Below are 14,134 nucleotides of genomic sequence, written 5' to 3' on the forward strand. Positions count from 1 at the left end.
CGCGCGTACATTTGTAACCGATTGCAAAGCTTCAGGTTGGCGCCGAGGCGCAATGAAGCGACGGGAGGGATGCGGGCCGATGGCGACTCGCAAAGAGGTGGCGGCGCTCGCCGGCGTGTCCGAGGCGACGGTATCCCGCGTCTTGAACGGTGTCGGTCCGATCAAGGAGTCGACGCGGAAGCGAGTGCGGGAAGCCGCCGAGAAGCTCGGCTATCAATTGAATGCTGTGGCGGCCAGCTTCGCCAGAGGCAAGAGCGGGAACATCGGCGTCGTGCTGCCGCATGTGCCGAAGGTTCATTTGTTCTCCACGTATTACTTCTCCGAGATGTTAAGCGGCATCGGAGAAGCGGCGAGAGCATCGGGACAGGGCTTGCTGCTGCTGTACCGGGATCCGCTTAAACCGTTCGATTACGTGTCGCTGTTCGCCACGCAGCGGGTGGACGCTTGCTTGGTGCTTGGGGCAAGCGCAGCCAGCCATGAAGCAGAGGCGATCGCCCGAATGGCGGAAGAGCAGCTGCCGTTCTGCGTCGTCGACCAGCGGTATGACGATCCGCGAATCTCGTTCGTCTGCGCGGATCATGCGGAGGGCAGCATCTCGGCGACGAAGCATCTGCTCGGCATAGGCTGCAGGCGTGTCGGCTTCCTGAACGGACCGCCGCATTATTCGAACAGCGCAGACCGACAGGAAGGCTACCGGCTGGCGCTGAAGGAAGCGGGCCTTGAGCCGGATGCATCGCTACAATTCGAAGGGAACTACAGCCGCTCGAGCGGCTACAAGGCAGCAGAGGCGGTCGATCGGCAGCTGGATCAACTGGACGGATTGGTCTGCGCGAACGACCGGATGGCGGTCGGGCTCATTCAAGGGTTGAAGGAGAGAGGCCGCCGCATACCCGAGGAGCTCGCGATTGTCGGCTGCGACAACTCCGATATCGCGGACTGGTTCGATCCTTCGCTGACGTCGGTCGCGGTTCCCTTCTACGAGATGGGCAAGCTAGCAGCCGAGCGGTTGATGGAGAGCATGAAGGAAGAGAAGGCAAGCCGAGGCGTCATTCGCGAAGTGCTGCGAACGAGCCTTGTCGTTAGGCAAACCAGCAGATAAGCGTACAACGGGAGGAGAAGGAACGATGAGAAAGGCATTGATCGTATGGGGCGGCTGGGATGGCCATCAGCCGCGCGAGGTGGCAGACATTTTCCGGAACGTGCTGGAGAAGGAGCAATTTGAAGTCGAAGTATCAGACACGCTCGAAGCGTTCGCGGATGAGAGCAAGCTGAAGGGACTCGACCTGATCGTTCCCGTATGGACGATGGGCCGAATCGAGCAGCAGTGGGTGACCAACGTATCGAACGCGGTGCAGTCGGGCGTCGGCTTGGCCGGCTGTCACGGCGGCATGTGCGACTCGTTCCGCGAGAACACCGACTGGCAGTTCATGACCGGCGGGCAATGGGTCGCCCATCCGGGCAACGACGGTGTCGAGTATGCCGTCCACATCGCCAGAGGGAGCAGCCCTCTAGTCGAAGGCCTCGACGACTTCACCGTTAAGACCGAGCAATATTATCTGCACATCGATCCGGCGGTCGAAGTGCTGGCGACAACGCGCTTCCCGGTCGTTCCCGGGCCGCATTCGCTGAATAAGCCTGTCGACATGCCGGTTGCTTGGACGAAGCGCTGGGGCGCCGGACGGGTGTACTACAATTCCTTAGGCCATCATGCGGATATCGTCGACATTCCCGTCGTTACGGAGATGATGCGGCGCGGCTTCCTCTGGTGTGCGGAAGGCAAGGCGGCAGCCGCGAATAGCTCTGTATCGTTCGGTTCGTATACCGGCATGGCAGATAATCAACTCTAATAGTCCTCGAGGGGAGCGAGTGGGATGGAGAAAATGAAAGTCGGCATCATCGGAACAGGCAATATCAGCGGCATATACTTGAAGAACGGCAGCCGGTTCGCCTCAATGGAGATCGTCGCATGCGCGGATCTGGACGTCGAACGCGCGAAGGCGAGAGCGGCCGAATTCGGCATCCGCGGCTGCACGGTGGAAGAACTGCTCGCCGATCACGAGATCGGGATGGTCATTAATCTGACCATCCCGCAAGCGCATGCGGCAGTCTGCCTGCAGGCGCTGGAAGCGGGCAAGCATGTCTATGTAGAGAAGCCGCTGGCGGTGACGAGAGAAGAAGGGCAACGGATTCTCGAGACGGCGAAGCGGCAAGGGCTGTACATCGGCGGCGCTCCGGACACGTTCCTGGGCGGCGGCATCCAGACGTGCGCCAAGCTGATTGAAGACGGCTGGATCGGCACGCCGATCGGCGCGACGGCGTTCATGATGAGCGGCGGGCACGAGAGCTGGCATCCGGATCCGGAATTCTATTACCGCAAGGGCGGCGGACCCATGTTCGATATGGGCCCTTACTACTTGACGGCGCTGGTCGCGCTGTTCGGCCCGATCCGCCGGGTGACCGGCTCGGCGCGCATCTCCTATCCGCAGCGGACCATTAAGAGCCAGCCGAAGTTCGGCCAGCGAATCGATGTGGAGGTGCCGACGCACGTGGCAGGCATCTTGGACTTCGAGGCGGGGCCGGTCGTCACGCTGCTCACCAGCTTCGATGTCAAAGGCGGCTCCCAATTGCCGAACATCGAAGTGTACGGCAGCGCGGGAACGCTGCGCGTCCCGGATCCGAATACGTTCGGCGGGCCGATTCTGCTGAAGCGCGCAGGCGCCAGCGAATGGAAGGAGATGCCGCTTGCCTACGGCAACGACGACAATGCCCGCGGCATCGGCGCGGCGGATATGGCGGCTGCGATCTTGGCCGGGCGGCAGCATCGCGCGAACGGCGAGCTCGCGTATCATGTGCTGGAGGCGATGCACGGCTTCCATGACGCTTCCGAGCAAGGCATCCATTATTCGATGAAGAGCACTTGCGCGAAGCCGGAGCTGCTGCCTCTCGAGTAGGCCGAATGGCGCATCAGGCCCGCCAAGCGTTCGCTCTCGTCCTTGCTTCTTTCCGTCCATTGACTTGCCAACGGCCCGGGTGGGATAATGATCACTTGGCGAAGTCCATAAGCTGGCAACGAGAGGAAGATGGCTGTGAAGGGGACGCGAACATTAACGGCGGGGCTTCTGATGCTGGCGGCGTTCGTACTGCTGGCCGGCTGCACGCTGACCGGCGGCTCGGCGACGCCGGCGACCGGGGAGCTGAAGGATGGGCAAGTCGAGTGGGCGTTCACGCAGGCGGACCAGCATCCGGAGCAGCGGCTTACGGCGATCATTGACGGCGCGAACGAGACGCTCGATATCGCCGTCTATAGCTTGACGTACCCGGACATCGTCCAAGCGATCAAGAATGCCGCGCAGAGGGGCGTGAAGGTGCGTCTCATCACCGACCGCATCCAAGCGAGCGGGAAGTCGCAGAAGGAAGCGCTCAAGCTCCTCGGCAGCGCCGGCATTCCGCTCAAGATCAACACCCATAGCGGACTGATGCATCTGAAAATGACGGTGGCCGACGGGCAAGTGGCGACGACGGGCTCCTTCAACTATTCGAAGGCCGCAAGCACCGCCAACGATGAAGTGTTCGTTGTGTTCCATGACGAAGGTATCGCGCGTTCGTTCGAAGAGCAGTTCGAAGCGATGTGGAATGATGACAGCCGCTTCGAGACGCTGCAGGCAAGCATCGCAATGCCGGAAGCCAGCGATAGCGAGAAGAGCGGCGCAGAAGACGCCAAGGAGCAGCAGGAGCAAGGGGAAGAGGCCGCTGCCCTCGCATCGTGCCCGAACCCGCAGATCAAAGGCAACATCAATGCCAAAGGCGACAAGATCTATCATGTGCCGGGCGGCGCGCAATATGAGGCGACGAAGCCGGAAGCGATGTTCTGCACGGAAGATGAGGCGGTTAGCGCGGGATACCGCAAAGCCGGAAGCTGACCGGAAGCTAACCGCAGCTAATGCGGCGGATCGACTGACACATCGTGCGGCAGCCGGTCCGGAAGATCCTCCCTCTATAGGATGGCGCACCACTTTTGTTCATCATTTTGTCAAATGTGAAAAAAAGTTGACGGCCGTCCCATTCGAACAGTTGAGATTAATCGGGGATATTAGGTAATATAGGAGGGAGACATTCGAAGGAAGCAGGGGGAGCATCAATGTACAAGTGGATTATGCCCGCATTGATTGTAATCGCATGCTTGTTCGGCGTATATTTGCTCGCGCAAGGGCTGCCCGAGAAGCCGAAGGAAGAACAATTGGCGGAAGGCACAGAGCTTCTGAAGATTACCGCCACCAACTTTAACTTCAATGAAGAGGAATACCATGTGAAGGCGGGTACGCCGTACGTTATCAGCTTCTCGAACAATCTGGGCAATCACGGCGCCGCGATCGACGAATTGAACATCAACTTAACGAAGGACAACCCGCGAATGGAGTATACCTTCACTGAACCGGGAACTTACGATCTGCACTGCTCGATTCAGTGCGGGCAAGGTCATGCCGGCATGACGGCTAAAGTCATCGTCGAGTAATTCATTCGGATTAACGCATGTTCACGGGAAAAAGGAGCCGGATGGCTCCTTTTTTTGCAGAAGTGGACGTTATGCCGAGCGTCTCGACCGGGTCCGGGCGATTCCCTTGTCGGCCAAGTAACCGATGACAGCCCAGCTCAGAACGGTAAGCAGGTACATGAACCAGACGTTGACTTGATGAATATCTCCGAACACTTCAACGAACCAGATCGGCACGCTGAGCATGAACAGGAAGATGTTATGCGGATCGTAGCCGGTGGCGTTGAACAGGCAGAGCGCTACGCCGATCAGCGTGCATGCCAAGGTGACTCGATAGCGCACGAATGGTCTCCTTTCCGCGAGATGGGCTCCTTATCTAACCTATAGTATGCTTGTTCAGGGACAGGCTCATGCGAAGATCGCCTATTTGCTTTATAATTGGGTATATATCGTGCAGAAGGAGTTGACGGCTCGTGATCAAGCATATCGTATTGTTCAAGTTGAAAGACCGGAGCGCGGAGAGTGTGGCGCAAGCGGCCGCGATGCTGAAGAACCTGGAAGGCAAGGTGGAATCGCTGCTGTCCATCGAAGTCGGCACCGACGTGCTTCATTCGGAGCGTTCTTTCGATATCGCGCTTACGACGACATTCCGCGATCTGGACGGACTTGAAGCGTATCAGGTTCACCCGGAGCACAAGAAAGTAATCGCGTATATGAACGAAGCTAGAGAGACGTCCATCAGCGTTGATTACGAATATTGAAGGGAAGAGAGCTTGTGAATTCGACCGACTCGGGTGCAGGAGATCTGTACGAGATGATGACCTATCTGCTGGTCATTATCATCAGCGCCTTTATCATGGTCGTATGGCTGAAGCGTAAAGGCAAACGCAAACGCCGGGATGACGAGGGGTAAGCTATGTACTATGTGAATCGGGAAGGAATCGAGAACCGGCTGGCCTGCATTCCGGATCTGGCGGCTGCCCTTCAGGCGCTAGCGTCGGAATGGAAGGGAACGCTGCTGGAGGGGCTTGCGCAAGAGCGTGCGCTTCATCTGGCACTCGAGATCGTGACGGACGTCGGAAGCTTCCTGATCGACGGCTTCATGATGAGAGATGCCAGCAGTTATGAAGATATCATCGACGTCATTGCCGGAGAAGGCGTTCTTCCGGGGGCGCAGGCGGCTGTCTTCCGCGAGCTGGTGTCGCTGCGCAAGCCGCTCGTTCAAGATTATGACAGCTGGCCGCGCGGGACGCTGCAGCCGCTGACGCAGGAATTGCCGGATCTGCTAGGGCGATTCGCCGCGGACGTTCGAGCGTATTTGCGTCAAGAATTGGATCCATGGGAAGCGAGGTAGCCTTTAACAGGCTGCCTTGTTTTTTTCTTTTACACCCCGGCCGACATCCGGTACAATGAAGGAAATCAAGAGAGGCGCTGGCGGTATGGAACGCCTTGGAAGGAGGATGCTTCGATTGCCGCAAGTAGAAGGAACAACCCGCGACCGGCTTCTTCACCTGCTTCGAACCCGGGGCGATTGCAGCATCCTTGAACTGGCCAAGGCGCTGGACATAACCGAGATGGGCGTCCGCCGGCACATCCATTCGCTGGAGCGGGAAGGCTTCGTCCGATCCGCAGCGGTCCGCCAAGCGATGGGCAGGCCTTCTTACCGGTATTCGTTGACCGAGCAGGCAGATGATCTATTTCCGAAAAATTATCCGCACCTGGCCTTGGATCTATTGGCCGAGTTAGAGGAGCAGCCCGGGGGCGCCGAACTGGTCGGCAAGCTGTTCTCGGGCCGCCGCGTCAAGCTGGAAGCGCGTTACCGGGAACGAATGTCGAGCAAGACGCTGGAAGAACGGGTCGCTGAGCTTGCTTCCATCCAGAACGCCGGCGGATATATGGCGGATTGGGAGCGGGATGAGGACGGCGGCTTCAGGCTGCACGAGCGCAACTGCCCGATCGCCCAAGTGGCGAATCGTTACCGGCAAGCCTGCCATTGCGAACAAGAGCTGTTCAGCGAGCTGTTAGGCGCCGATGTGGTGCGCACGGAATGCCTGGCCGACAGCGGCATGCGCTGTACGTATGCGATCCGCCGGAAGCCTTCCGCCGTATCCGAATAAAGAATAATGGACTGATTGCACGCCTGCTGAGAGAGGCGTGTTTTTTGCTGTGTGCGCCTGCGCAGCCCAAGCATCCGGATTTTCTTGCCTGTCCGTTGTGTCAAGACGAGCCCAGAATTCTTATACTACATTAACCGCATGGGCGAATGTCCCGGTTGATCGAGATCGGATGAAGGGAGGCGCGTTCTGTGGCATGGGAAGTGACCGCTTATGTGCTCTCGGCGCTTGGGCTTATCGCGATCGTAGCAATTGCAGCCGCCGCCGTCGCTGTTCGCCGCTTGCTGAACAAGTGGAGCCATTCGCTTGAACGGCTGGAGCAGGAAGCAGAAGCGACGCTGCAGCAGTGGCGGCGGCTTGGCAAGGAAGCATCCGAGACAGCGGAGCAATGCCGAAGGAGCCTTAGCGGCTTCGAGTCGCTCGCGGAAGGGGGGCGGGCGATCGGAGAAGCCGCGCAGACAGCTGCATACGCAGCGGCAAGCACCGTCGTTGAGTGGACCGAACGGTTATCCGACAGGCTGTCCGAGACGGCGGATCGCCAGACGCGCCGTCTCGGGGAGGCGATGGACTGGATGGAAGTGGGCTTCTCCCTATGGGAGACGCTTCGCCGCGCAGCCAGCACGACGCATCCGGCTTCTCGCCAACCGGAAGAGCCGGCGGAAGAGAACCGGTAAGCGTCCGAACGTTAGCAGACAGAGAAGAATCGGCCCGACGGCAAGCCAAGATCAACTGGGCTGCGCGGGAGGCAACGTTCGGACAGTCCGAACCGAGAGGAGAGTTCTGGTAATATGGCAGAGAAGAAAGTGGTTAAATCATTCCTCTACGGGGCGCTGGCAGGCGCCGTCACTGGCGCGGTCACTGCCCTGTTGTTCGCTCCTAAGAAGGGAAGCGAGCTGCGCAAGGACATCAAGGATACGGCGCAGACTGTCGGAGAGAAAACGGTCGAAATCTCGCGCATGGCAGGCAGCACAGCGCAAAATATCGTCAAACGCTCGGGCGACTGGGCATCCGAGATCCGCAGCAAATTGAGCCGCAAAGAGAAGGAAGAGACCGAAGCGGAAGCTGCCTCCGAGGAATCGGCCGCTCAATAATTCGAGCAGGAAATTCGTTGCCAAGAAGCCGCTCTCTCCCGCGGGGCGGCTTCTTGGCGTGCCTTGAACATCGTTAGAATATAGGCTAAGATGTAGGTACTTTTCGCGATAAAGTCTCATAATTTATCATGTTCCGACATCACCTACATGAAGAAAGCGGTGTTCCCGTGAATCACTCGATCGCACTCCTGGACTCTGGCGTAGGCGGCCTGACTGTCGTCAAAGAAGTGATGCGCCAGCTGCCCCGGGAGCAGGTATTATATTTCGGCGACACCGCGCGCACGCCATACGGGCCTCGTCCCGCTGAAGAAGTCATTCGATTTACGAGAGAGATTGTAGATTTCCTGTCTCAATACCAACCTAAGATGATCGTTATCGCCTGCAATACCGCTACAGCCGTCGCGCTGGAGGATATTCGGAGCCGTGTCAGCATTCCCGTCGTCGGCGTCATTAATCCCGGGGCGCGAGCGGCGATCGGCCGGACGAAGACCGGCCATGTCGGCGTTATCGGCACCATCGGAACGATCAAGAGCGGCGCTTATGAGCAGGCGCTGCGACGGCTGTCGCCGCGCGTGGAAGTCGTGAGCAAGGCTTGTCCGCCTTTCGTTCCGCTCGTTGAGGCGGGCAACTTCCATTCGGAGGAGACGCGCCGGACAGTATTTGGCTGTTTGGAGCCGCTTAAGCAATATCCGCTTGACTGCTTGATCCTTGGCTGTACGCATTATCCTTTCCTAATCGACACGATCTCCGAAGTGATGGGGCCGAACGTCGCGCTGCTTAATTCTGCAGAGGAGACAGCCCGAGAGGTCAGTACGATTCTGCATGAGAACAATCTGCTCGCGCACAACGATGAGGCTCCGGCGCACCAGTTCTTCTGCAGTGGGGATTCGAAGAAATTCCAAGAGATCGCCCAAGATTGGCTTGGAATCCCAATTTGCGTGAAGCCCGTTGGGTGGCACGTGCCGCATATAGGCGCTTGATATGGCGGCCGGCTGTCCGCTCGAGGCTATAGCTTGTCCTTTCGGATGAAGTCTGAGGCTGTGCTGTTCGTAATGTCATAGATTGTTCCTTGATCATGCCGCTCTTGCCGGTTCATTGAACCGGAAGAGTGGCATTTTGCCGTTAATTCTCACATATACCGAGAAGAACCGGATGGAAGGGGAGGAATGCTAGTGACCACGGTGACGTATATCGTGCGGCCGGGGGACACGCCGCGCCGTATCGCTTCGCAGTTCGGCATATCCTATGGCTCTCTGATCGCCGCCAACCCCCAATGGACGGACGGCGAGCCGCTGATTCCCGGGGAGATGGCGCTTGTCCCGGTCCGGATGCCCAGGCGGTACTTCGTTCAGCCGGATGAGACGTGGGCGCAGGTCGCTGCCAAAGCGGGCTGCTCCGAAGCCCGTCTGCGCGAGCTTAATCGCGCGGTCATGGGGGAGGAGCCAGAAGAAGGGCAATGGATTGAATTACCGGCTGCCGGCTCGAACCGCATTGTCCGCGCGGATGCGGAATACGGTTCAGCGCAGCTTAGCCGGGATATCGAGCGGCTCAAGCGGGAATATTCGTTCCTGACCACCGAGGTGATTGGCCGTAGCGTGATGGGCAAGCCAATTCAGGCCATTCGCATCGGCGAAGGCGCTCTGAGGCTGCACGCGAACGGAGCCGTTCATGCGAACGAATGGGTGACGTCGCTCGCGCTGATGCGGTTACTCGAGGATTACGCGAAGGCGTGCAAGCGGCATGGCACGATCGCTGGGCGGTCGTCGTCCGATCTCTACCGGCGATGTACGCTGTGGCTGGTGCCGATGGTTAACCCGGACGGGGTCGATCTCACGCTGGAGCCGCTCGATAGCGGCCACCCCTACTATAAAGAGCTGCTCAAGTGGAACCATGGCTCAGTCCGGTTCCATCGCTGGAAAGCGAACATACGCGGCGTCGATCTGAACGATCAATTTCCCGCTCATTGGGAGGAAGAGAAGCGGCGCCGAGGACTGAATGGCCCGGCTCCCCGAGACTATTCGGGACCGTCGCCGCTCTCCGAACCGGAAGCGAGGGCGTTGGCTGAATTCGCGGCGGAGAAGGATTTCCACGCGGTGCTGTCCTTCCATACGCAGGGCGAAGAGATCTATTGGAATTACCGCGGACTGGAGCCGCCGTCGTCGAAGGCTCTGGCCGAGGCGCTGGGCCGGGCTTCCGGCTATCGCCCAGTGCGGCTGGAAGGGAGCGACGCGGGATTCAAGGATTGGTTCATCGCGCAGTATCGCCGGCCCGGATTCACGGTTGAAGCGGGCTGGGGGCATAATCCGCTGCCGCTGGATGTATTCCCGGATCTCTATCCGGAGACGGCCGCGCTGCTCGTCGAAGCGATGGCATGGGAGGCTGCGGATGCTCCATAAGCTTACGGGAGCGGCTGGGCGCGAACGGTTTTCATCTAACCGGCCGGAGCCCGGTTACAGAGGACAGCGAGCAATTCCGCGGCGAGGGTATGACGATGCTCTACGGGGTACACTGGGTAGAGCGGCTAGGCCATTTCTGTAACGTATTCATCAGCAGCGAAGGAGGAGCGTGTCATGGCGCAACGCTCTAAGGCATCCTGGTACCGTTTATGGTCGCGGCTGCCGTCTCGGGTGTGGCGCATTCTGCGCTCCTCCGAGGTATCCGTCACGGACAAGCTGTGGTTCATCGCTCCGGTCGCGCTCTATTGGGTGCTTCCGGACTTCATGCCCTTCATTCCCATCGACGATATCGCCGTGACGCTCGGCGTCGCCGGCTGGTTCGCGGGGCGGATGGAGCGCAAGTACGGCCTGCAGCCCCCGGAGTAGCGCAGACTGCTTTATATGGATCTCTGGTCGCCGATGATGCCAATCAAATCCGAACTGCCCTTTCTGTCTCGTCATGGCGGTCTTGCGCGGATGGCGGCGTTTCTTTACAATAGAACGAGAACGTCCCCAAGCTGAACGCGATGTGACCGACCGACTATAGGACAGGAGCGATTGCTATTATGAAATGCAAAATTACCCGCAACGCGGCTAAAATTCTGCGCGTCGAATTGGACAAGCCTGAGAATGCCGAACTGAAGCTTCGCGCATTCGTTACGCATAGCCACGGCGATCATGCCCACTACGGGCTCGACCTGGATACACAGAAGGAAGACGATGTCCTCGTATCCACCGACAAGGGCATCGATGTGCTGCTCAAATCGGGAGAGGATATGCTGGACGGCATCATCATCGATTACCTGTACCTCCCGCAGGAAGGCTTCGTCATCACCAATCCGTCCAAAGGCAACCATGGCGAGCATTGAGGAATCCTCTACAGTGTCTGTAACGCCGGCAAGATCCGCGAATGACATTCGCATCTGCGACAAGTGCCGCCACATTCGAGTCAAATCGATGCTGGGCAAGCTGCAGAAGGCAGCTCCCGAGGCGGAGATCAAGGTCGGATGCAAGTCCTACTGCGGACCTTGCCGCAAGTACGCCTTCGTGTTCGTCAACGGACGCTACGTAACGGCGCCGACCGAGGATGAAGCGGTGGAGAAGGCGAGCAAGTATGTCAAGTGATCGTCGAAGATGACTCTCACATTGGAACGAAGAGAGCCCCGGCAGCGCATCTAAGCGCGGCCGGGGCTTCTTGTACGAACGGGAACCGAATCTTACTCCTGCTCCTCTTCCTTTATCAAATCCGGAATCAGATCATGCTGCACCACCAGGTCGGATATCTCCAGCTCTTCCTGAGCCGCTTCCGCACCCGGCTTGCATGAAGCCATGTCGGTCTTACTGCCGTCCGGCAGCAAATAACAGGTGCCGTTATCGATGACGCCGTCGCTGGAAGGCACGTAATAGGTCTGCCCGTCGGTATAGCCGCCATTGCGGAAGACGACGGGGCTTTGAGCTTCCGATACCATGCTGACGCCCATCAGTTTGTTGTCAGAGACCGGTATGCCGAGCAGCTGCAGAATCGTCAGCGCCGTATCGATCTGTCCGACCGACTTCTCGTTCACGCCGGCGTTCTCATCGTTCGGGAAGTGGATGAAGTAAGGCACTTGGCGCACGATTCGATCCTTCTCCAGGTCCGTCAGGCTGCGGCCGTAGAACTGCTCGTAGGTCTTCATATCATAGAGCGAATTGTCATGGTCGCCATAGAACATCAGAATCGTGTCTTCCCATAGGCCCGCATCCTTCAATTCCTGGACAAGCTCCCCGACTGCCGCATCGACATAGTGCGCCGCAGCTAGGTAGTTGCCGAACGTCGTGCCCGAGAACGAGCCCGAATCGAAGTTCGTGACAGACTTCGGCAAGTCATACGGATGATGGCTTGAGATAGTGATGGCCATCGCGTAGAACGGCGAGTTGCCGCGTTCCGCAATTTGATCGACCGTCTGGCGGAAGAACGATTTGTCGCTGAGCGACCAGCCCAGCGGTTCATCCACTTCATAATCCTTGATCGTGTAAAATTTGTCGTACTCCATATTATGGTACATATTCGTCCGATTCCAGAAGCTGCCGTCATACGCATGATGAACGGTCGTATCATAGACTTGCTCCTTCAGGATGGACGGAAGGCAATTATATTCGTGGTCAGCGAATTGGACGAACACCGAGCCCGACGGCATCGGATGCAGCGAGCAGCTGGTCAGGAAGTCGGCGTCTGACGTCCGCCCCTGCGAAGTCATGTGATAGAAGTTCGGAAAATACATGCTCTGCCCGATCAGCTGGTTCAAGTTCGGCGTGATCTCTTGGCCGTTCCACGTCTGTCCGAGGACGAACGTCTGGAACGCCTCCGCCTGAATAACCAGCACGTTCTTGCCCTTATAGGCGCCGAACAACGGCTCTTCCTCCGCCTGCTTCTGCAGAACGGCGCGGTCGGTGAACCATTCCGCTGCCTGCTGCAGCTGCTCCTCCGTAACGCCGCCTCCTAGCCAATGCTGCTTGGCGTAACGGTAGGTATCATAGCCATGGAAGCCGAACAAGCCGGTGACATTGTAGATCGGGATATTCCACCAATTGCCGACGAACAGGCCGCTGGCCCAGCCATTCTTCTGGACGTTCACCGGAACGGCAATCATGTAGAAGCCTCCGAAGAACAGCGCAATCCCGAGCACCACGCGAACCCAATACGACCTGCGGAACGGACGGGGCAACACGCCGCCGTTCAGCCGCCTCACGCGCGAGCCGCGCAGCCGGATGCAAGTCCACACCGCGAGGGCAACGGCGACGGGTACGTCGATGAAGAGAAGCCAATCGCGCGGATGGATGAACGTCCAGATGCTGCCCTCGACTTCGCCAACCTGGCCGGCTTGAAGCAGCACCGGGACAGAGATGAAGTCCTTGAACGCGCGGAAGTAGATGAGATCGGCGAAGATAATGATGGTACAGAGTAGGTGGATTGCCGCGAGCGCAATCGCCCTTGATCTGCGGCCGAGCCAAACGGTCCAGAACGTGGCCAGTACCATCGCGCCAAGGTTGACCGTCCACTTCCAATGGTTCATGCCGCCGACGTTCAATTGGCCATCCAGCCAATTTAATTTGTAGAGCATAGAGGCGATGAGGAGCATGGCTCCCCAATAAGGCCAGCAACGCAGGCCTGCGAGCGACAGCTTTGCGCTTCGCCGCGCCGCGGATTGCAGCGGGGTTAACATCGTGAATCACTTCCATTTGTAATCGAATTGTAAACAAAATTTAGTATAACGCTAACAAAAGGGTGATTCAACGAAGGCAAGCCTATTGGAAGTTTTTCGCTTGAGGGGAATCGGCTACAATGGAGAGAAGAGGAGCACGCGTCTGGACGCGGCGTGAGAAGAGGAGAGATCGAGTTGAACGAGAACCATGTGAATCCGGAAGCTTATTTGGACGGACTGTTCGAGCCTGATGCGGAGTGGGAGCGGGTGACCCGCACCATCCGCGAGCGGGGGATGCCGGAGATCTCGGTTGCCCCCGGTTATGGAAGGCTGCTAACGATGCTGGTTGCCGCGTCAGGCGCGCGCAGCCTGCTGGAGATCGGCGCCCTTGCCGGCTACAGCGGCATCTGCCTTGCGCGCGGTCTGCCTGCTGACGACGGCCTGCTTACCTCGCTGGAGCTGAAGCCGGAGTATGCCGAGCTCGCGTCCGCCAATCTGGCGGCGGCCGGCTATGGCGACCGCTCGGAGATGCTCGTCGGCACGGCTGCAGACAGCCTGTCCAAGCTGGAGGCGGAGGGGAGAAGATTTGATTTCTTCTTCATCGATGCGGATAAGGAGAACTACCCGGTCTACCTCGAATTCGCGATCCGGCTGGCCAACCCCGGCGCGCTCATCGCCGCGGACAACACGCTGCTGCGGGGACGCACGCTGAACCCCGACAAGCAAGGGCCGGCCGTTCAGGCGGTGCGCCTCTTCAACCAGACGATCGCGACCGACCCGCGCTTGATCGGCACCCACCTGCCGTCGTACGACGGCTTAG

The 14,134-nt window shown here is 58.7% G+C and carries 19 protein-coding genes; 17 read left to right on the forward strand and 2 right to left on the reverse strand.

The genetic code is table 11. The features are described 5' to 3' along the window. Positions 1 to 79: 79 nt before the first annotated feature. From H4Q31_RS18560 to H4Q31_RS18580, 5 genes are all read left to right on the forward strand, one after another. A complete protein-coding gene (locus tag H4Q31_RS18560; RefSeq protein WP_185180559.1) occupies positions 80 to 1,099 on the forward strand; it encodes a LacI family DNA-binding transcriptional regulator in 1,020 nt (339 codons plus the stop codon). A gap of 25 nt (positions 1,100 to 1,124) precedes the next feature. Further along, positions 1,125 to 1,847 carry a ThuA domain-containing protein gene (locus H4Q31_RS18565; RefSeq protein ID WP_185180560.1) on the forward strand — a complete coding sequence of 241 codons (723 nt, stop codon included), beginning with the start codon at positions 1,125 to 1,127 and terminating at the stop codon, positions 1,845 to 1,847. 24 nt (positions 1,848 to 1,871) lie between these two features. Beyond that, positions 1,872 to 2,951, forward strand: coding sequence for a Gfo/Idh/MocA family protein (locus H4Q31_RS18570; protein WP_185180561.1), 1,080 nt, complete (start codon positions 1,872 to 1,874; stop codon positions 2,949 to 2,951). Positions 2,952 to 3,086: 135 nt separating this feature from the next. Continuing rightward, positions 3,087 to 3,920 (forward strand): phospholipase D-like domain-containing protein, encoded by an 834-nt coding sequence (locus tag H4Q31_RS18575; RefSeq protein ID WP_311771761.1) that lies wholly within the window; start codon positions 3,087 to 3,089, stop codon positions 3,918 to 3,920. 218 nt (positions 3,921 to 4,138) lie between these two features. Beyond that, positions 4,139 to 4,513 carry a cupredoxin domain-containing protein gene (locus H4Q31_RS18580; RefSeq protein ID WP_185180562.1) on the forward strand — a complete coding sequence of 125 codons (375 nt, stop codon included), beginning with the start codon at positions 4,139 to 4,141 and terminating at the stop codon, positions 4,511 to 4,513. 69 nt (positions 4,514 to 4,582) lie between these two features. Here H4Q31_RS18580 and H4Q31_RS18585 read toward each other — a convergent pair whose 3' ends face one another. Continuing rightward, complete coding sequence (locus H4Q31_RS18585; RefSeq protein ID WP_185180563.1) at positions 4,583 to 4,834, reverse strand: hypothetical protein; 252 nt, start codon at positions 4,832 to 4,834, stop codon at positions 4,583 to 4,585. A gap of 131 nt (positions 4,835 to 4,965) precedes the next feature. Here H4Q31_RS18585 and H4Q31_RS18590 point away from each other — a divergent pair, with 131 nt between their 5' ends. From H4Q31_RS18590 to H4Q31_RS18640, 11 genes are all read left to right on the forward strand, one after another. Further along, entirely contained in the window at positions 4,966 to 5,253 is a 288-nt protein-coding gene (locus H4Q31_RS18590) for a Dabb family protein (protein ID WP_185180564.1), read from the forward strand. Positions 5,254 to 5,267: 14 nt separating this feature from the next. Further along, positions 5,268 to 5,405, forward strand: coding sequence for a hypothetical protein (locus tag H4Q31_RS18595; RefSeq protein ID WP_185180577.1), 138 nt, complete (start codon positions 5,268 to 5,270; stop codon positions 5,403 to 5,405). Between the two features lie 3 nt (positions 5,406 to 5,408). After that, the gene (locus H4Q31_RS18600) at positions 5,409 to 5,846 is read left to right on the forward strand and encodes a DUF86 domain-containing protein (protein WP_185180565.1); all 438 of its coding nucleotides are present in this window, start codon (positions 5,409 to 5,411) and stop codon (positions 5,844 to 5,846) included. 106 nt (positions 5,847 to 5,952) lie between these two features. Further along, on the forward strand, positions 5,953 to 6,609 hold the full coding sequence (locus tag H4Q31_RS18605) for a helix-turn-helix transcriptional regulator (RefSeq protein ID WP_185180566.1): 657 nt from the start codon (positions 5,953 to 5,955) through the stop codon (positions 6,607 to 6,609). Between the two features lie 188 nt (positions 6,610 to 6,797). Then, positions 6,798 to 7,280 (forward strand): hypothetical protein, encoded by a 483-nt coding sequence (locus tag H4Q31_RS18610; RefSeq protein ID WP_185180567.1) that lies wholly within the window; start codon positions 6,798 to 6,800, stop codon positions 7,278 to 7,280. A 114-nt stretch (positions 7,281 to 7,394) separates the two neighbouring features. After that, positions 7,395 to 7,697 (forward strand): YtxH domain-containing protein, encoded by a 303-nt coding sequence (locus H4Q31_RS18615; protein WP_185180568.1) that lies wholly within the window; start codon positions 7,395 to 7,397, stop codon positions 7,695 to 7,697. 128 nt (positions 7,698 to 7,825) lie between these two features. Further along, positions 7,826 to 8,677, forward strand: coding sequence for a glutamate racemase (gene racE, locus H4Q31_RS18620; protein ID WP_185180569.1), 852 nt, complete (start codon positions 7,826 to 7,828; stop codon positions 8,675 to 8,677). A gap of 192 nt (positions 8,678 to 8,869) precedes the next feature. Beyond that, entirely contained in the window at positions 8,870 to 10,093 is a 1,224-nt protein-coding gene (locus H4Q31_RS18625) for a M14 family metallopeptidase (protein WP_311771763.1), read from the forward strand. Positions 10,094 to 10,267: 174 nt separating this feature from the next. Continuing rightward, positions 10,268 to 10,519 (forward strand): YkvA family protein, encoded by a 252-nt coding sequence (locus tag H4Q31_RS18630; protein ID WP_185180571.1) that lies wholly within the window; start codon positions 10,268 to 10,270, stop codon positions 10,517 to 10,519. 179 nt (positions 10,520 to 10,698) lie between these two features. Continuing rightward, positions 10,699 to 11,001 carry an iron-sulfur cluster assembly accessory protein gene (locus H4Q31_RS18635; protein ID WP_185180572.1) on the forward strand — a complete coding sequence of 101 codons (303 nt, stop codon included), beginning with the start codon at positions 10,699 to 10,701 and terminating at the stop codon, positions 10,999 to 11,001. A 13-nt stretch (positions 11,002 to 11,014) separates the two neighbouring features. Beyond that, a complete protein-coding gene (locus H4Q31_RS18640) occupies positions 11,015 to 11,257 on the forward strand; it encodes a YuzB family protein (RefSeq protein ID WP_311771764.1) in 243 nt (80 codons plus the stop codon). Between the two features lie 92 nt (positions 11,258 to 11,349). Here H4Q31_RS18640 and H4Q31_RS18645 read toward each other — a convergent pair whose 3' ends face one another. Beyond that, complete coding sequence (locus H4Q31_RS18645) at positions 11,350 to 13,335, reverse strand: LTA synthase family protein (RefSeq protein ID WP_185180574.1); 1,986 nt, start codon at positions 13,333 to 13,335, stop codon at positions 11,350 to 11,352. A 207-nt stretch (positions 13,336 to 13,542) separates the two neighbouring features. On the opposite strand from H4Q31_RS18645, the gene H4Q31_RS18650 reads away from it, so the two are divergent. Continuing rightward, on the forward strand, positions 13,543 to 14,134 hold a 592-nt coding region (locus H4Q31_RS18650; RefSeq protein WP_376698270.1), incomplete at its 3' end, for an O-methyltransferase.

The organism is Cohnella lubricantis, from assembly GCF_014212015.1.
GTDB classification, from domain to species: Bacteria; Bacillota; Bacilli; order Paenibacillales; family Paenibacillaceae; genus Cohnella; species Cohnella lubricantis.